Origin of the sequence: Neoroseomonas rubea, assembly GCF_016106015.1 — a bacterium.
Classification (GTDB): domain Bacteria; phylum Pseudomonadota; class Alphaproteobacteria; order Acetobacterales; family Acetobacteraceae; genus Neoroseomonas; species Neoroseomonas rubea.
On sequence record NZ_JACADQ010000007.1, the window covers coordinates 21,537 to 39,052 of the forward strand.

General features: G+C 69.0%; 13 protein-coding genes. 12 read left to right on the forward strand and 1 reads right to left on the reverse strand.

What is annotated here, in order from left to right:
- The first annotated feature begins 2 nt into the window (after positions 1 to 2).
- The 11 genes from nuoL to HW577_RS02025 all read left to right on the forward strand — a co-directional run bounded on the left by nuoL (position 3) and on the right by HW577_RS02025 (position 13,297).
- Positions 3 to 1,919 carry an NADH-quinone oxidoreductase subunit L gene (nuoL, locus tag HW577_RS01975; protein ID WP_198374374.1) on the forward strand — a complete coding sequence of 639 codons (1,917 nt, stop codon included), beginning with the start codon at positions 3 to 5 and terminating at the stop codon, positions 1,917 to 1,919.
- Positions 1,916 to 3,427 carry an NADH-quinone oxidoreductase subunit M gene (locus tag HW577_RS01980; RefSeq protein WP_198374375.1) on the forward strand — a complete coding sequence of 504 codons (1,512 nt, stop codon included), beginning with the start codon at positions 1,916 to 1,918 and terminating at the stop codon, positions 3,425 to 3,427. The genes nuoL and HW577_RS01980 overlap by 4 nt, the downstream gene beginning before the upstream one ends.
- Positions 3,428 to 3,431: 4 nt before the next feature.
- On the forward strand, positions 3,432 to 4,853 hold the full coding sequence (gene nuoN / locus HW577_RS01985) for an NADH-quinone oxidoreductase subunit NuoN (RefSeq protein WP_198374376.1): 1,422 nt from the start codon (positions 3,432 to 3,434) through the stop codon (positions 4,851 to 4,853).
- Positions 4,850 to 5,578, forward strand: a complete 729-nt coding sequence (locus HW577_RS01990) for a biotin--[acetyl-CoA-carboxylase] ligase (protein WP_198374377.1) — start codon at positions 4,850 to 4,852, stop codon at positions 5,576 to 5,578. Before nuoN ends, HW577_RS01990 begins: the two co-directional genes overlap by 4 nt.
- Positions 5,579 to 5,581: 3 nt before the next feature.
- A complete protein-coding gene (locus HW577_RS01995; RefSeq protein WP_198374378.1) occupies positions 5,582 to 6,400 on the forward strand; it encodes a type III pantothenate kinase in 819 nt (272 codons plus the stop codon).
- Between the two features lie 5 nt (positions 6,401 to 6,405).
- Positions 6,406 to 8,052: a ribonuclease J gene (locus HW577_RS02000; RefSeq protein ID WP_198374379.1), complete on the forward strand. Its 1,647-nt coding sequence runs from the start codon at positions 6,406 to 6,408 to the stop codon at positions 8,050 to 8,052.
- Positions 8,053 to 8,094: 42 nt separating this feature from the next.
- On the forward strand, positions 8,095 to 8,373 hold the full coding sequence (locus tag HW577_RS02005; RefSeq protein WP_232474617.1) for a DUF1467 family protein: 279 nt from the start codon (positions 8,095 to 8,097) through the stop codon (positions 8,371 to 8,373).
- A 415-nt stretch (positions 8,374 to 8,788) separates the two neighbouring features.
- Positions 8,789 to 10,105: a proline--tRNA ligase gene (gene proS, locus HW577_RS02010; RefSeq protein WP_198374380.1), complete on the forward strand. Its 1,317-nt coding sequence runs from the start codon at positions 8,789 to 8,791 to the stop codon at positions 10,103 to 10,105.
- A 7-nt stretch (positions 10,106 to 10,112) separates the two neighbouring features.
- The gene (locus HW577_RS02015) at positions 10,113 to 11,366 is read left to right on the forward strand and encodes a lipoprotein-releasing ABC transporter permease subunit (protein ID WP_198374381.1); all 1,254 of its coding nucleotides are present in this window, start codon (positions 10,113 to 10,115) and stop codon (positions 11,364 to 11,366) included.
- A gap of 7 nt (positions 11,367 to 11,373) precedes the next feature.
- Positions 11,374 to 12,624 carry a lipoprotein-releasing ABC transporter permease subunit gene (locus HW577_RS02020; RefSeq protein ID WP_198374394.1) on the forward strand — a complete coding sequence of 417 codons (1,251 nt, stop codon included), beginning with the start codon at positions 11,374 to 11,376 and terminating at the stop codon, positions 12,622 to 12,624.
- Positions 12,617 to 13,297, forward strand: a complete 681-nt coding sequence (locus tag HW577_RS02025) for an ABC transporter ATP-binding protein (protein ID WP_198374382.1) — start codon at positions 12,617 to 12,619, stop codon at positions 13,295 to 13,297. Before HW577_RS02020 ends, HW577_RS02025 begins: the two co-directional genes overlap by 8 nt.
- Before the next feature lie 7 nt (positions 13,298 to 13,304).
- On the opposite strand, the gene HW577_RS02030 is transcribed toward HW577_RS02025, so the two are convergent.
- Positions 13,305 to 13,871 carry a HupE/UreJ family protein gene (locus HW577_RS02030; RefSeq protein WP_198374383.1) on the reverse strand — a complete coding sequence of 189 codons (567 nt, stop codon included), beginning with the start codon at positions 13,869 to 13,871 and terminating at the stop codon, positions 13,305 to 13,307.
- Positions 13,872 to 13,967: 96 nt separating this feature from the next.
- Between HW577_RS02030 and dnaE the strand changes: the two genes are divergently transcribed.
- The gene (gene dnaE / locus HW577_RS02035) at positions 13,968 to 17,426 is read left to right on the forward strand and encodes a DNA polymerase III subunit alpha (protein WP_198374384.1); all 3,459 of its coding nucleotides are present in this window, start codon (positions 13,968 to 13,970) and stop codon (positions 17,424 to 17,426) included.
- Positions 17,427 to 17,516 lie beyond the last annotated feature (90 nt).

A 17,516-nucleotide genomic window follows, 5' to 3' on the forward strand; every position in this document is an offset into this window, starting at 1 on the left:
CGATGCTCGTCGGCGCCGTCTTCTTCCCCCTGCTGGGTGCGACCATCGCTGGCTTCTTCGGCCGCTGGATCGGCGATCGCGCCGCGCAGTGGGTGACCGTGGCCTGCATGGCGCTCGCCGCCGCCTGCGGCATGACCGCCTTCGTGCAGGTGGCCCTCGGCCATGCGCCGGCGACGGTCGAAATCCTCACCTTCCTCGACGTGGGCGGGTTCGAGGTCTCCTGGGCGCTGCGCTACGACACGCTCTCGGCCGTGATGGTCGGCATGGTCACGCTGATCTCGACGCTGATCCACATCTACAGCGTCGGCTACATGCACCACGACCCGACGACGCCGCGCTTCTTCGCCTACCTGTCGCTGTTCACCTTCATGATGCTGATGCTGGTGACGGCGGACAACCTGGTGCAGCTGTTCTTTGGCTGGGAAGGCGTCGGCCTCGCGAGCTACCTGCTGATCGGCTACTGGTACGAGAAGGAGAGCGCCTGCGCCGCGGCGATGAAGGCCTTCATCGTCAACCGCGTCGGCGATCTCTTCTTCATGCTGGGCCTGGCACTGACCTTCTGGGTGTTCGGCTCGGTCGAGTTCAACGCGATCTTCGCCGCGGTCGAGCAGCACAAGGACGCGACCTTCGCCGGGCTGCCGGCCTATGAGGTCATCTGCGTCCTGCTGTTCCTCGGCGCCTGCGGCAAGTCGGCGCAGCTTGGCCTGCACACTTGGCTGCCGGACGCGATGGAGGGGCCCACGCCCGTCTCTGCGCTGATCCACGCCGCGACGATGGTGACGGCGGGCGTCTTCCTCGTTGCGCGCATGTCGCCGGTCTTCGAATGGGCGCCGGGGGCGCTCGCGCTGGTGACCGTCGTCGGCGCCTCGACGGCGCTGTTCGCGGCGACGATCGGCTGCGTGCAGAACGACATCAAGCGCATCATCGCCTATTCAACCTGCTCGCAGCTCGGCTACATGTTCTTCGCCGCCGGCGTCGGCGCCTACCAGGGCGCGATCTTCCATCTGTTCACCCACGCCTTCTTCAAGGCGCTGCTCTTCCTAGGCGCCGGCTCCGTGATCCACGCGATGAGCGAGGAGCAGGACATCCGGAAGATGGGCGGCATCTGGCGGAAGATTCCCGTCACCTACGCGGTGATGTGGATCGGTTCGCTCGCCCTGGCCGGCGTTCCGTACTTCGCGGGCTACTTCTCGAAGGACTTCGTGCTGGAGGCGGCCTACGCCGCGCATAGCGGCGTCGGCATGTACGCCTTCGTCTGCGGCCTGCTCGCGGCCTTCCTGACCGCCTTCTACTCCTGGCGCCTGATCATCCTGACCTTCCACGGCGCGCCGCGGGCGGATGCCCACACGATGGAGCATGTGCACGAAAGCCCCGCGGTCATGCTGGTGCCGCTGCTGGTGCTGGCGGTCGGCGCGGTCGTGACCGGCGTCGTCTTCTATCCGTACTTCGTCGGCCATGACTGGCAGCAGTTCTGGAACGGCGCCATCGTCAATGCCCCGCACAACCACATCATGCACGCCGTGCACGAGGTCCCGTCCTGGGTGCCGCTCGCGCCGACCGTGGTCGGGCTTTCCGGCATCGCGCTCGCCTACCTGCTCTACATGGCGATGCCGGGCGTGCCGGCGAAGCTCGCCGCGACCTTCGGCGGCGTCTACCGGTTCCTGCTGAACAAGTGGTACTTCGACGAGCTGTACGATTTCCTGTTCGTCCGGCCCGCGCTGCGTCTTGCGCGCATGCTCTGGCAGACGGCCGACGCCCGGATCATCGACGGCGTGCCGAACGGGGCCGCGGCGATCGCCTCGGACGTCGCGCAGGGGGCGGTCCGCCTGCAGACCGGCCGTGTGGCCAACTACGCCTTCGTCATGATCGCGGGCCTCGCGGTCTTCGTCACACTGCTCGCCTTCGGAGCCGCCCGATGAATGCCGCCGGCTTTCCGCTTCTCAGCCTGCTGACATTTCTGCCGCTGGCTGGCGCGGTCTTCATCCTGACGCTGCGGGGCGATGAGAAGGTTCTCGCCGCCAATGCCCGCTGGGCGGCGCTGTGGACCAGCCTGGTCGTCTTCGCCCTCTCGCTCATCCTCTGGTTCCGGTTCGACAAGGCCGACCACGGCTTCCAGTTCGTCGAGCGGCTCGACTGGCTGACCGATTTCGGCATCACCTACCACATGGGCGTGGACGGCATCTCGGTGCTGTTCATCCTGCTGTCGACGCTGCTCACGCCGATCTGCATCCTTGCCTCCTGGGACTCCGTGCAGACCCGCGTGCGGGAATACATGGTCGCCTTCCTGGTGCTCGAGACGATGATGGTCGGCATGTTCGCCGCGCTGGACTTCATCGTCTTCTACGTCTTCTTCGAAGGCGTGCTGATCCCGATGTTCCTCATCATCGGCATCTGGGGCGGCAAGCGGCGGGTCTACGCCTCCTTCAAGTTCTTCCTCTACACGCTGCTCGGCTCCGTGCTGATGCTGCTGGCGATCCTGCTGCTGTGGTATCGCGCGGGCACGACGGACATCCCGGAGCTGATGCGCCACGCCATCCCGCCGGGACTGCAGACCTGGATCTTTCTTGCCTTCTTCGCCTCCTTCGCGGTCAAGGTGCCGATGTGGCCCTTCCATACCTGGCTGCCGGATGCGCATGTGGAGGCACCGACCGCTGGCTCCGTCATCCTGGCCGGCGTGCTGCTGAAGATGGGCGCGTATGGCTTCCTCCGCTTCAGCCTGCCGATGCTCCCGCATGCCAGCGCCGACTTCGCGCCCTTCATCTACGTGCTGTCCATCGTCGCCATCGTCTACACCTCGCTGGTGGCGCTGGCGCAGGAGGACATGAAGAAGCTCATCGCATACTCCTCGGTCGCGCATATGGGCATCGTCACGCTCGGCATCTTCACCTTCTCGGTGCAGGGGCTGTCCGGCGCGCTCTTCACCATGCTCTCCCACGGCGTCGTCTCCGGCGCGCTCTTCCTCTGCGTCGGCGTGCTCTACGACCGCGTCCATTCGCGGGAGATCGCGCGCTATGGCGGGGTCGCGAAGATCATGCCCGCCTACGGGTTGGTGTTCATGCTGTTCACCATGGCCTCCGTCGCTTTGCCGGGCCTAGCAGGGTTCCCTGGGGAATTGCTGGTCATCGTCGCGGCCTGGAAGGTGAACGCCTGGGTCGCCTTCGGCGCGGCGCTGGGCATGATCCTCGGCGCCGCCTATGCGCTGTACCTCTACAAGCGCGTCGCCTTCGGTCGGATCACCAAGGATGACCTTCGCGGCCTGCTCGACATGTCGCCACGGGAACATGCGGTCTTCGCGCCGCTGGTCCTGCTCGCGGTCTGGATGGGCGTGTATCCGCAATCCTTTCTCTCCTTCTTCGAGGCCTCGGTGACGGCCCTTGTGGTGCGGCACGAGGCAGCGCTCAGCGCCGCGCGCCTGGCGGGGATGTAGAACGATGAACTGGACCCTCGCCCTGCCGGAACTCGCCCTCGCGCTGTCCGGCCTTGCCATCCTCGGCATCGGCGTGCTGCCCAAGCGCAACACGCATTTTGCCAGCGCCATTGCGGCGGTTGGCGCGCTGCTGCTCGCCGCAGCGCTGACGCTCGGCACGCCGGAAGGCACGGCCTTCGGCGGGCAGTTCGTCTCCGACGGCTTCGCGCGCTTCTCGAAGGTGCTGGTGCTGCTGGGTGCTGCGGCCGGCATCGTGCTCGCGATCGACTTCAACGCGAAGGAAGGGCTCGACCGCTTCGAGTATCCGGTCCTGCTGGTCTTCGCGACGCTCGGCATGATGGTCATGGTCTCGGCCAACGACCTGATGTCTCTCTACATCGGGCTCGAGCTCCTCTCGCTCAGCCTCTATGTCGTGGCCGCCTTCAACCGTGACGACGAACGCTCGGCCGAAGCGGGGCTGAAGTACTTCGTCCTCGGCGCGCTCGCCTCGGGCCTGCTGCTCTATGGCTCCTCGCTCGTCTACGGCTTCACCGGCACGACGAATTTCGACCGCATTGCCGATGCGCTGACCGACCCGTCCAAGGCGAGTTCGGGCCTCATCGTCGGCCTGGTCTTCGTCATGGTCGGCCTCGCCTTCAAGGTCTCGGCGGTGCCCTTCCATATGTGGACGCCCGATGTGTATGAGGGCGCGCCGACGCCGGTCACCGCCTTTTTCGCCGCGGCCCCCAAGGTCGCGGCCATCGCTCTGTTCGCGCGCGTGCTGGCAGGACCCTTCGGGGACCTGTCGGGCCAGTGGCAGCAGGTGATCGTGCTGATATCGCTGCTGTCGATGGTGCTCGGCGGATTCGCCGCGATCGGGCAGCAGAACATCAAGCGGCTGATGGCCTATTCCTCGATCGGCCATGTCGGCTACGCGCTGGTCGGCCTTGCCGCGGCGTCGGAAGCGGGGCTGCGCGGCCTTCTGGTCTACATGGCGATCTACCTGCTGATGAACCTCGGCGCCTTCGCCGTGCTCGTCGCGATGCGCCGCCAGGGCCGCGCGGTGGAGAGGGTGGACGATCTCGCCGGCCTTGCCAGGACCGACCTCGGCATGGCGGTCTGGATGGCGATCTTCATGTTCTCGATGGCCGGCATCCCGCCGCTCGCCGGCTTCTTCGGCAAGATGTTCGTCTTCAAGGCGGCGGTCGATGCGGGGCTCTGGACGCTGGCCATCGTCGGCATCCTCTCCTCCGTCGTCTCGGCCTTCTATTACCTGCGCATTGTCAAGGTGATGTTCTTCGACGAGACGGCGGGCGCGCTCGACCCGCGACCGGCGACTGTCTCCTTCGTCATGGCGGGGTCGGGCCTGTTCACCGCGCTGTTCTTCCTCTGGCCCGCGCCGCTCGTCGCCGCGGCGCAGGCCGCGGTCGCAGCCCTTCTCGGGTGATCCCTCCGCCTTTCAGGCTGGAGGCGCATGAGAGCCTGCCGAGCACCTCCGACCTGCTCGCCGCCCGCGCGGCGGCGGGGGAGGCGGAGGGCCTCGCGATCCTTGCCCACCGCCAGACCGCCGGGCGCGGCACGCAGGGGCGCGTCTGGGAAAGCCCGCCCGGCAACCTGCATGTTTCCATCCTGCTCCGCCCCGCGGCGCCGCTGGCAGAAGCCCCGCGCTGGGGCCTCATCGCCGCCGTGGCACTCGCCGACGCCTTGGCGGCGCTGCTGCCGCCGGGCGCGCCACTCACGCTGAAATGGCCGAACGACCTCCTGCTCGGCGGCGCCAAGGCGGCCGGCATCCTGGCCGAGGCGGCGGGTGAGGGGGCCGCCATCGGCTGGATCAGCCTCGGCATCGGGGTGAACCTGGTCCACGCGCCCGCCGTGCCGGGCCGCGCCACCGCCTGCCTCGCCGATGCGGGTATCGCGGCGCCAGCGCCCGAGGCCGCGGCCACCGCCCTGTTGCAGGCACTGGCGCGCTGGCGCACCGCCTATCTCGCCGGCGGCTTCGGCCCCATCCGGGACGCATGGCTGGCCCGCGGGCCGCGGCGCGGTGCGCCCCTTTCCATCACCCGGGGTGGGGCGGCATTCAGCGGGACTTTCGCGGGCCTTGCCGAGGATGGCAGCCTGCTGCTCGCGACGGCGGACGGGATCCGCGCCATCGCCTCGGGGGAGGTCGCCTGAGCCATGCTGCTCGCCATCGATGCCGGCAACACCAACGTCGTCTTCGCCGTCCATGACGGGAAGGAATGGCGCGGCCGCTGGCGGATCGCCACGCGCGCCGACCGGACATCGGACGAGTACGCGGTCTGGCTGCTGGCGCTGTTCCAGCATGTGGGGCTCAATCCGAACGACATCCATCGCTGCGTCATCGGCACCGTCGTGCCGGCCGCGCTGTACAACCTCCGCCGCGTCTGCCGGGACTGGTTCGACACCGAACCGCTGATCGCCCGCTCGACGCTCGACTGGGGCTTCGAGATCCGGGTCGACCAGCCGAGTGAGGTCGGTGCCGACCGCCTGCTGAACGCGCTGGCGAGCCACCACCACTACAAGGGCCCGCTTGTCGTCATCGACTTCGGCACGGCCACCACCTTCGACGTGGTGGACGGCGACGGTGCCTATCTCGGCGGCGTCATCGCGCCGGGCATCAACCTCTCGATCGAAGCGCTGCACAAGGCGGCCGCGCGGCTGCCGCGCATCGGCATCGGCCGGCCGCAGGCGGTGATCGGCCGATCCACCGTGCCGGCCATGCAATCGGGCATCTACTGGGGCTATGTCGGGCTGATCGAGGGCATTGTCTCCCGCATCAAGGCGGAGTACGGCAAGCCGCTGAAGGTCATCGCGACGGGCGGCCTCGCGCCGCTCTTCGCCGAAGGCACCCTTGTCATCGAGAAGACCGACCCCGACATCACTCTTGAGGGTCTGAGGCTGCTCTCCGACCGCAACCCCGTGCCCGTCTTCCACCACAGCGCGCTGCGCGACCCTCTGAGATCGGAATCCGACTGAACACGATGATGGACCCGATGGGCGACCTCGCCTTCATCCCGCTGGGCGGGACCGGCGAGATCGGCATGAACCTCAATGTGTATCGCTGCGACGGTGCGCTGCTCGCCGTCGATTGCGGCATCGGCTTCGCCGGCGCGGAGGCGCCCGAGGTCGATGTCATGGTGCCCGATGTCGCCTGGCTCGCGGAACGGCGCGACAAACTGCTGGGCCTCGTGATCACCCATGCGCATGAGGACCATATCGGCGCCGTCGTGCATCTGTGGCGCCAGATGCGCTGCCCGGTGCACGCCACCCCCTTCGCCGCCGCGGTGCTGACGCGCAAGCTGACAGAAGCGGGCATGCTGCAGGAGGTGCCGCTCGTCACGGTGCTGCCGCGCAACCGCTTCGCGCTCGGGCCCTTCGGCTGCGAATTGCTGCCCGTCGCCCATTCCATCCCCGAGGCGCAGGCGCTGGTCCTGCGCACGCGGCACGGGATCGTGCTGCACACCGGTGACTGGAAACTCGACCCCGATCCGCTGATCGGCCCAAGGACGGATGAGGCCGCCTTCGCCGCGCTGGGCGAGGAAGGCGTGCTCGCCATGGTCTGCGATTCCACCAACGCCATGGTGGAAGGCCATTCGGGAAGCGAGGCCGATGTGCGGCGCAACCTCGCGGCGCTCGTCCGCGGCCTGAAGGGGCGCGTCGCCGTCACCGGCTTCGCCTCCAACGTCGCGCGGCTTGAATCCATCGCGCTCGCCGGTCGCGCGGCGGGCCGACAGGTCTCACTGTTCGGCCGGTCGCTGCGGAACATCGAGGCCGCGGCGCGCGACTGCGGCTACCTGAAGACCATCCCCCCCTTCGTGCCGGAGGAGGAGGCAGGCTACCTGCCGGATGAGGAGATCCTGCTGATCTGCACCGGCAGCCAGGGGGAGCCGCGCTCCGCCATGTCCAAGATCGCCGAGGACACGCATCCCAACATCGCGCTCGGCGAAGGGGACACGGTCATTTTCTCCTCCCGCCGCATCCCGGGGAACGAGAAGGCGATCCAGCGCGTGCAGGACGGGCTCGCGCGGCGCGGCTGCAAGGTGATGACGGATGAGGACCACATGGTCCATGTCTCCGGCCATCCGGCGCGCGACGAGCTCAAGCGGCTCTACGCCCTGGTGAAGCCGCGCCACGCCGTGCCGGTGCATGGCGAATGGCGCCACCTGCAGGAACACGCAGCACTCGCGCGCGAATGTGGCAGCGTTCCGCACCTGGTCGAGGATGGCGACGTTCTCCGCCTGTCGGGCAATCGCCCGGAGGTCGTCGAGGGCGTGCCGACCGGGCGCCTGGCGGTCGATGGGGAACGGCTGCTGCCGATGGATGGTGCCGTCATCGCCGCGCGCCGGCGCATGCTGTTCAACGGCGTGGTCATGGCCTCGCTTGCCGTGGACGGGCAGGGCAGGGTGCTGGGCGACCCGCAGGTCTCGGCCCCCGGCCTGTTCGACAGCGGCGACATCGAGCCGGGCGCGATCGCCGGCGAACTCCGCCGCGCCGTCTCCGAGATGCCGGCGGCGCTGCGGCGGGAGGATGACGCGCTGCGCGAGGCCGCGCGCAGCGCGCTTCGCAAGGCGGTCGGACGGCGGCTTCGCAAGCGACCCACGGTCGAGGTGCACCTGCTTCGGGTCTAGCCGTTAATCGCGCCGCGCCCTCTGGAAGGACGCGCTGCGCCGATGCACATGCAGCGCATGACAGTCTTTACGGGAATCATCGTCTACCTGTTGATCTGGTGGACGGCGTTGTTTTGCGTCCTGCCCATCGGCACGCGGCCCGATGCGGAAGGCGACCCCGCCGCTGGCGGCTGGCGCGGGGCGCCGGTCGCCGCAAATCTGCCCTGGAAGCTTGTGGGAACGACCGTGCTGTCGGCCGTGCTCTGGCTCGGCGTCTGGTGGCTGGTGGAGAGCGAGTGGCTCTCCTTCCGCTCGGGCCCCTGGGCCCTTCCCGGTCAGTGATGAAGGATCAGGCAGAGTTTCGGGCGGGATGCGAAGCGACTGCGCAGTTATTGGCTGGGAGCCGCTTTTTTGATCCGCCCCAGCCGGCTTTTTCGTTGTTCGGCACCCCGCCCCACGGCATCTTCAATCCCAGGAAGAGGTTGGTTCTCTTCCTGCCGTGTGACTGGCGTTTCCTCCCTAAACTTGGGCCGCGACCTTCGGGGCGCGGCCCTTTCTTTGTCTTAACGACCCGTGCGCCTCGCTACAAGGCGAAAATGAGCAAATGGCGCCAATAGTTGAACGAAAATTTCGTGTTTCGCGGACTTCGCGCATGATTGCTTGCGATACCGCAGCGGTCCCGGACCCCTTCCGGCGTCGCGCCCGGGCCGTTAGGTTCCGCGCCCATCCGATGCCCCTCGCCACGTAAGGACCGCCCGTGCGCCTGTCCCGCGCCTTCCTGCCCACGCTGAAAGAGACCCCGGCCGAGGCGCAGATCGCCTCCCACCGCCTGATGCTGCGGGCGGGGCTGATCCGCCAGACCTCCGCCGGCATCTATGCTTGGCTGCCCGCGGGGCTGCGCGTGCTGCGCAACATCGAGCAGATCGTGCGGGAGGAGCAGGACCGCGCCGGCGCGCAGGAAATCCTGATGCCGACCATCCAGCCGGCCGAGCTCTGGCGCGAATCCGGCCGCTACGACGACTACGGCAAGGAGATGCTGCGCATCCGCGACCGGCATGAGCGCGAGATGCTGTTCGGCCCGACCAACGAGGAAATGGTCACCGACATCTTCAAGCAGTTCGCGAAATCCTACCGTGACCTGCCGCGCAACCTCTACCACATCCAGTGGAAGTTCCGCGACGAGGTGCGCCCCCGCTTCGGCGTGATGCGCGGCCGCGAATTCCTGATGAAGGACGCATATTCCTTCGACCTGACACAGGAGGCCGCGCAGCATTCCTACCGGCAGATGTTCCTCGCCTATCTGCGCACCTTCCAGCGCATGGGGCTGACCGCGGTGCCGATGCGCGCGGATACGGGGCCGATCGGCGGCGACCTCAGCCACGAATTCATCATCCTGGCCGAGACGGGCGAAAGCGCGGTCTTCTACGACGCCGCCTACGAGACCACCGACTGGGCCGGTGCCGCCGTCTCCTTCGACGATGTGGATGGCCTCAAGGCCTTCTTCGGGCGCGTCACCTCGACCTACGCCGCGACCGAGGAAATGCACGACGCCGCCGCCTGGGCCGCGGTGCCCGAGGCGCGCCGACGGGAAGGCCGAGGCATCGAGGTCGGCCACATCTTCTTTTTCGGTACCAAGTACAGCGCCGCGATGGGCCTTTCCGTCACAGGGCAGGACGGCCAGGCGGTGGTCCCCGAGATGGGTTCCTACGGCATCGGCGTCTCCCGCCTGGTGGGCGCGCTGATCGAGGCGAACCACGACGAGGCCGGCATCAAGTGGCCCGACGCCGTCGCCCCCTGGGCCGTCGCCATCCTCAACCTGCGCCCCGGCGACGCGGCGACGGATGCGATGTGCGAGGACCTCTATGCGCGGCTCGGCGATGCGGCGGTCTACGATGACCGCTCGGCGCGCGCGGGCGAGAAATTCGCGGATGCGGACCTGATGGGCTTCCCGTGGCAGGCGATTGTCGGCCCGCGTGGCGCGGCGGCCGGTCGCGTGGAACTCAAGCGCCGCGCTACGGGCGAGCGTGCGGAACTGTCGGTCGAGGACGCGATCGCGCGGATCCGCGGCGGCTGAGCCCCGCATGTTCGACGCCTTCGAGCGCGCCGTCGCCTTCCGCTACCTGCGCGCGCGCCGGGGCGAACGCTTCGGCTCGCTGATCGCGTTGTTCTCCCTGCTCGGGATCATGCTCGGCGTCGCGACGCTGATCATCGTCACCTCGGTGATGAACGGCTTCCGGCAGGACCTGATGGGGCGGATCATCGGGCTGAACGGGCATCTCGCGGTCGAGCCGGAGCGCGGGCGCGCGCTGCCCGACCCGGAGGCGATCGTCGCGCGGCTGCGCACCATCCCGGGCCTGGTGCAGGCCGCGCCCGTCGTCGAGGGCCAGGTGCTGCTCAGCACCGTGAATGGCGGCGCGAGCGGCGCGCAGCTTCGCGGGCTTTCGGCGGAGGCGCTGGCGGGTCGCGAGGTCATCCAGCGCGGCCTGCGCTTCGGCGACATGGCGGCCTTCGGGACCGAGGATGGCGCGGTGATGGGCGCGCGCCTCGCCCAGCGGCTCCGGCTCTCGGTGGGCGACCGCTTCACCCTGCTACTGCCCCAGGCGCGCGGCGGGGACTTCACTGCCGCACCGCGCCAGCGCAGCCTGATGCTGCTCGCGACCTTTGATGTCGGCATGCCGGAGGTCGACGGGCGCAGCCTCTTCGTTCCCCTCGGCACAGCGCAGGCGTTGTTCGGGCTGGAGGGCGCGGTCACCCAGGTCGAGATCCTGCTCGACGACCCGACCCGCATCGCGCCCGCGCGCGCCGCCTTGCGGAGTGCGCTCCAAGGCCAGCCGCTGCGCATCGTCGACTGGCAATCGGCCAACAGCGCGATCTACGCCGCGGTTCTGGTGGAACGGCAGGTGATGTTCCTGATCCTGACGCTGATCGTGCTCGTCGCCGCCTTCAACATCCTCTCCTCGCTGACCATGCTCGTGAAGGACAAGGGGCGGGATATCGCCATCCTCCGCACCATGGGCGCCGGGCGGGGCGCGGTACTTCGCATCTTCCTGCTGTGCGGCGCGGTCATCGGCTGCGGCGGCACGCTGGCAGGTCTCGCCCTCGGGCTCGGCATCGCGATGAACTTCGAGGGTCTGCGCGGCGTGCTGCGATCCCTCGAGGAAAGCGGCCTGTTCGGCGCGGAGCTTCGCTTCCTGATCGGCCTGCCCTCGGTGGTGGAAGCGCGCGACGTCGGCATCATCGCGGCGACCGGTTTCGGGCTCTCGCTCGCCGCGACGCTCTGGCCCTCCTGGCGCGCCGCGCGCATCGACCCGGCCGAGGCCCTGCGCCGTGGCTGAGGCCGGCATCTTCGGCGCCTTCGAGCGTGCGGTCGCCGGGCGCTACCTGCGCGCACGCAAAGGCGAACGCGCGGTCTCGCTGATCGCCGGCGCTTCGCTGCTCGGCATCGCGCTCGGTGTCGGCACGCTGATCGTCGTGCTCTCGGTGATGGGGGGCTTCCGGCAGGAACTGCTGGGGCGGATCCTCGCCCTGAACGGGCATCTCGGCGTCGTCACGGAAGGTGCGCCGCTGACCGACTACCAGGAGGCCGCGGCGCGCATCCGCGCCATCCCCGGCGTGACGCTCGCCACACCGGTCGTCGAAGGGCAGGTCCTGGTCACGACCGATGCCGGGGCCTCCGCGGGGGGGCTGCTGCGCGGCATGGCGCCGGAGGAACTGCGCGCGCGGCCGATCATCGCGGGCAACATTCGCGCCGGCAGCCTCGCCGAATTCGGCGCTAGGGACAGCATCGCGATCGGCACGGTGCTTGCGCGCCGGCTCGATGTCCGGGCCGGGGACCGCATCACGCTCGTCTCGCCGGAAGGGCGTGTGACGGTCTTCGGCACGGTGCCGCGCGTTGCCTCCTATCGCGTCGCGGCGATCTTCGAGGTCGGGATGCAGGACTATGACGGGTCCTTCATCTTCCTGCCGCTCGAGGCCGCGCAGCTTTTTCTCCAGCGCCGCGGCGTGGCGAGCCAGATCGAGGTGCATCTCACCGACCCTGCCGCCGCCTGGACCGTCGGCGGGGCGATCCGCGCGGCGCTGGCGCCGCAGCGCGTGACGCTGCTCGACTGGCAGCGGGCCAATGCCGGCTTTTTCCAGATCGTCGAGGTGCAGCGGAACGTGATGTTCCTGATCCTCGCCCTCATCATCCTCGTTGCGGCGTTCAACATCGTCTCCTCGCTGATCATGCTGGTGAAGGACAAGGGGCGGGACATCGCCATCCTGCGCAGCATGGGGGCGCGGCGCGGCGCGGTGATGCGCATTTTCCTGCTGTGTGGCGCGGCGATCGGCGGGCTTGGCACCGCGGCGGGTGTGGCGCTCGGCCTGCTGTTCTGCGCGAATATCGAGGCGATCCGCCAGGGGCTGATCAGCGTGACGGGCACGGTGATCTTCGACCCGGAGATCTACTTCCTCACCCGCATCCCGGCGGTGGTCGATCCGTGGGAGGTGGCGCAGGTCGCTGGCCTCGGCCTCGGCCTCTCGCTGGTCGCAACCCTGTTCCCGAGCTGGCGCGCTGCGCGGCTCGACCCGGTGGAGGCGCTGCGCCATGAGTGAACCGCCGCTGCGGCTGGCCGCCGTCGAGCGCCGCTACCGGACCGAGGCGGGGGAACTGCCCGTGCTGCGGGGTGCCGACCTGACGCTCGCCGCCGGGGAGATCGTCGCCCTCGTCGCGCCCTCCGGCACCGGCAAGTCCACGCTGCTGCACCTGGCCGGCTTGCTCGAGAAGCCCGATGCCGGCGAGGTCTTCGTCGAAGGCCGGGCCGCGGGGACCTTGTCGGACGATGCGCGCACGGCGATCCGCCGCGCGACGATCGGCTTCGTCTACCAGTTCCACCATCTGCTGCCGGAATTCACGGCGGAGGAGAACATTGCCCTGCCGCAAATGGCCGCCGGCGTCGCGCGTGGCGCGGCGCGGGAGAGGGCGCGCACGCTGCTCGGCGCCTTCGGCCTGACGGGGCGGGAGGATCATCGGCCGGGCAAGCTCTCCGGCGGGGAACAGCAGCGCGTCGCGATCGCGCGTGCGCTCGCGAACCGCCCTCGCGTGCTGCTCGCGGACGAGCCGACCGGCAATCTCGATGTCGGCACGGCGGACCGCGTCTTCGCCGAACTGCTCGACCAGGTGCGCCACCATGGCGTGGCGGCGCTGATCGCGACGCACAATCCGGACCTGGCGCGGCGGATGGACCGGATCGTGACGCTGCGGGAGGGGAGGGTGGTGGCGGGCTGAGCCGAAGCTATCCTGCGACCAGCAGCATCACCCCGACCGAGGCAATCGCCGCGCCGCTGGCCCGCACGACCATGTCACGCCGCGCCAGGCCGCGCGCCGCGACGAAGCCCAGCGCATGCAGCCCCGCCGAGGCGAGGAGCATGCCGAGTGTGGTCGCAAGCGGCGCACCGCCGATCTCGAGCCCATGCACCGAGCCGTGTACAAGCCCGAACAGGGCGGCGGCCGGAAAGGCGAGGCCCGCGCGCACGCGCGCGGTCAGCGCCACCATCACGCCGAGCACGACCAGCGTGCCGGCCACCGTCTGCTCAAGCGGCGGAACCGCCGCCACCATGCCGAGCCCGATGCCCACGGCCATGCCACCGAGGAAGCAGGCCGGCAGCGCCCACGGGCGCGGCAGCCCGCCCTGTGCCGCCCAGATGCCGATGGCGAGCATGGCGAAGAGGTGGTCGAGCCCGATGAGCGGGTGGGCGAGCCCGGCGCCGAAGCCTTCCGTATGCCCCCCATGCGCGAGCGCCGGCCCGGCAGCGAGCAGCGGAACGATCAGCGCGGCGGCGCGAAGGGCGAAGCGGGTCATCGGCAGGTCCTTGTTGGTCCAGCGCCATCCTGGCAAGCGCCCGGAAGGCCGACAAGCGCGGAGGATGCTATGCTCCGCCACCCCTGCGAGTCCGCGATGACAGACGCCCAATCCTTCATCCACCTGCATGTCCATTCCGCCTATTCGCTGAGCGAAGGGGCAATCAAGGCGGACAAGCTCGCCAGCCTGGCGGCCGACAACGGCATGCCGGCGGTTGCGCTGACCGATAGCGCGAACATGTTCGGCGCGCTGGAATTCGCGGAAGCCTGCGCGAAGAAGGGCGTGCAGCCGATCATGGGCTGCCGCCTGTTTCTCACGCGCGCGGCGGCCGACCCCGACCGGCCGGAACTTCATCGCCTGATGCCCGAGCCGCTCGTGGCGCTGGCCATGGACGGGGCGGGGCTCGACAACCTCCAACGGCTCTCGTCCAAGGGCTTCCTGCGGGATGATCCTTCGGGACGGCCGGCGGTCACGCTCGACCTGCTGGCCGAACATGCGGCGGGGCTGTTCCTGCTGACGGGCGGCACGCAGGGCACGATCGCCCGGCTGGTGGCGGAGGGGCGGCGCGACGCGGCGGCGCGCATCCTGGACGCCCTGCGCGAAGCCTTTCCGGATCGGCTCGCCGTGGAACTCCACCGTCACGGCCTGCCACAGGAAAGGGCGATCGAGGCCGGGCTGCTCTCCCTGGCCCAGGGGCGCGACCTGCCCATCGTCGCGGCGAACGACGTCTATTTCGCCAAGCGCGAGATGCATGAGGCGCACGACGCGTTGCTCTGCATCGCCGAGGGCCGCACCATGGCCGAGCGCGAGCGCCGGCGCGTGACACCCGAGCACTGGTTCAAGCCGGCGGCCGCCATGCGCGCCTTGTTCGCCGACCTGCCGGACGCGGCCGACAACACGCTTTCCATAGCCCGCATGTGCGCCGTGATGGCCGAGCAGAAGAAGCCCGAACTGCCGGTCTGCCCCAAGGTGAAGCCCGGCATGACCGAGGCCGAGACGGTGCGCTCCATGGCCGCCGAGGGGCTGGAACGCCGGCTCGACGCCATGCGCCCGGCGCCCGACGAGGCAACGCGCAAGACCTATCGCGACCGGCTCGACTACGAGCTCTCGGTCATCGAGAAGATGGGCTTCTCGGGCTACTTCCTGATCGTCGCGGACTTCATCCAGTGGGCCAAGGCGCAGACGCCGCCCATTCCGGTCGGGCCGGGGCGCGGATCGGGCGCAGGGTCGGTCGCCGCGTGGGCGCTGCTGATCACCGACCTCGATCCGCTGCGCTTCGGGCTGCTCTTCGAGCGCTTCCTGAACCCCGAGCGCGTGTCGATGCCGGACTTCGACATCGATTTCTGCCAGGACCGGCGCGACGAGGTGATCCGCTACGTCGTGAACGAATACGGCGCGGACCGCGTCGCGCAGATCATCACCTTCGGCAAGCTGCAGGCGAAGGCAGCCGTGCGCGACGTGGGGCGCGTGCTCGGCATGCCCTATGGCCAGGTGGACAAGATCGCGTCCCTGATTCCGTTCAACCCCGCCAAGCCGGTCGGGCTCGCCGAGGCGATCGCGGGCGAGCCGCGCCTGCAGGAGATGCGGGATTCCGACGAACAGGTGGCGCGCCTGCTCGACATCGCGCAGCAGGTCGAGGGGCTGTACCGCAATGCCTCGACCCACGCCGCTGGCGTCGTCATCGGGCGCAAGCCGCTGGTCGAGATCGTGCCGCTCTATCGCGACCCGCGCTCCGAGATGCTGGTGACGCAGTACTCGATGAAGTACGCGGAAGCAGCATCGCTGGTGAAGTTCGACTTCCTCGGCCTCAAGACGCTGACTGTGATCGAGCGTGCGCTCGCCATCCTCAAATCCCAGGGGATCGAGGTCGACATCGCGGCGATTCCGCTGGATGACCCCAAGACCTACGCCATGCTCGCGAAGGGCGACGCGGCGGGGGTGTTCCAGTTCGAAGGGCAGGGGATGCGCGACTGCCTGCGGCAGATGCGCGCGAGCCGGTTCGAGGACCTGGTCGCGGCCGTGGCGCTCTATCGTCCCGGCCCGATGGCGAACATCCCGGCCTATTGCCAGCGCAAGGCCGGCGAGCCCTGGGAATCCCCGCATCCGGCGATCCACCACATCCTGGCCGAGACCTACGGCATCATGGTCTACCAGGAACAGGTGATGCAGATCGCGCAGGACCTGGCCGGCTATTCGCTCGGTGCCGCCGACCTTCTGCGCCGCGCGATGGGCAAGAAGATCCGTGCCGAGATGGAAAAGCAGCGCGCCATCTTCTGCGAGGGGGCGACCGCCCGCGGGGTCGAGGCTGCCAAGGCCGGCGAGATCTTCGACCTGATGGAGCGCTTCGCCGACTACGGCTTCAACAAGAGCCACGCGGCGGCGTATGCGCTGGTCTCCTACCAGACGGCCTGGCTCAAGGCGAACCATCCGGTCGCCTTCCTGGCCGCGTCGATGACGCTCGACCTGTCGAACACCGACAAGCTCGCGGGCCACATGCAGGAGGCCGCGCGCGTCGGCATTCCCGTGCTGCCGCCGGACATCAACCGCTCCGGCGCCGATTTCCGGGTGGAGGAGACGGCGGAGGGCAAGCCCGCCATCCGCTTCGCGCTGGCCGCAGTGAAGCGGGTGGGGGAGGCAGCGATGAAGGACCTCGTCGCTGCCCGCGGTGGCCAGGCCTTTGCCTCGCTCGCCGAATTCGCCGCGCGGGTCGAGCCACGGCTGCTCAACAAGATGCAGATCGAGAACCTGGCCCGCGCCGGCGCTTTCGAGTGCCTTGAGAAGAACCGCGCCAAGGTGATGGCCGGGGCCGAGACGATCCTGCGCCGCGCGCAGGCGAGTGCCGAGGAGCGCGGCAGCAACCAGATCGGCCTGTTCGGGGCGGATGCGCAACGAAACGAACCGCTGCGCCTGCCGGATGTCCCGGACTGGCCGCTGCTGGAACGGCTGACGCATGAGGCCGAGGCGGTCGGCTTCCACCTCTCGGCCCATCCGCTCGACACCTACCGCAGGGCGCTTCAGCGCCTGGGCGTCACCCCCTCCGCGCAGATCCCGGACCGTGCGCGGTCCGGGTCCGCGCGGCTCAAGCTCGCCGGCACGGTGGTGAACGCGAAGGAACGCACGACCAAGACCGGCAGCCGGATGGCCTGGGTGAGGCTGTCGGACACCCAGGGATCCTTCGAGGTGACCTGCTTTTCCGAAGTGCTGAACCGGTCGCGCGACCTGCTGGTGGAAGGCAAGGCCGTGCTGGTGACGGCCGAGGCGCGGATGGAGGGCGAGGCGCTGCGCCTGACCGCGAACGACGTCGAGAGCCTGGAGAAGGCCGCGTCCGGCGTCGCGGGCGGGATCCGGCTGTGGCTCGACGAGATCTCGGCGATCGAGCCGATCCGCGTCCTGCTGGAACGCGAAGGCCGTGGGCGCGGCCGCGTGGTGCTGGTGCCACGCACCGGGCCGGGGCAGGAGGTCGAACTCGCCCTGCCAGGCGGCTTCAATGTCGGGCCGCGGTTGATGCAGGCGATGAAGGTGGTGCCCGGGGTTTCGCAGGTGGAGGAAGTTTAGGCTCCTCGCGCGTCAAGGTACGATGCTGCCGGTTGGTTTCATCAAGTTGTTGTGATATAGCAATAAGCAAGCGTGCAGTTTGTCTGCGGA

Excerpts from the sequence above, each read along its gene's own strand:
- HW577_RS02025 (WP_198374382.1), top strand. The coding sequence starts at position 12,617 with ATGAGTGAACCGCCGCTGCGGCTGGCCGCCGTCGAGCGCCGCTACCGG.
- HW577_RS01995 (WP_198374378.1), top strand. The coding sequence starts at position 5,582 with ATGCTGCTCGCCATCGATGCCGGCAACACCAACGTCGTCTTCGCCGTC.
- HW577_RS02015 (WP_198374381.1), top strand. The coding sequence starts at position 10,113 with ATGTTCGACGCCTTCGAGCGCGCCGTCGCCTTCCGCTACCTGCGCGCG.
- dnaE (WP_198374384.1), top strand. The coding sequence starts at position 13,968 with ATGACAGACGCCCAATCCTTCATCCACCTGCATGTCCATTCCGCCTAT.
- HW577_RS02000 (WP_198374379.1), top strand. The coding sequence starts at position 6,406 with ATGATGGACCCGATGGGCGACCTCGCCTTCATCCCGCTGGGCGGGACC.
- HW577_RS02030 (WP_198374383.1), bottom strand. The coding sequence starts at position 13,871 with ATGACCCGCTTCGCCCTTCGCGCCGCCGCGCTGATCGTTCCGCTGCTC.
- HW577_RS01980 (WP_198374375.1), top strand. The coding sequence starts at position 1,916 with ATGAATGCCGCCGGCTTTCCGCTTCTCAGCCTGCTGACATTTCTGCCG.
- nuoN (WP_198374376.1), top strand. The coding sequence starts at position 3,432 with ATGAACTGGACCCTCGCCCTGCCGGAACTCGCCCTCGCGCTGTCCGGC.
- nuoL (WP_198374374.1), top strand. The coding sequence starts at position 3 with ATGCTCGTCGGCGCCGTCTTCTTCCCCCTGCTGGGTGCGACCATCGCT.
- HW577_RS02005 (WP_232474617.1), top strand. The coding sequence starts at position 8,095 with ATGCACATGCAGCGCATGACAGTCTTTACGGGAATCATCGTCTACCTG.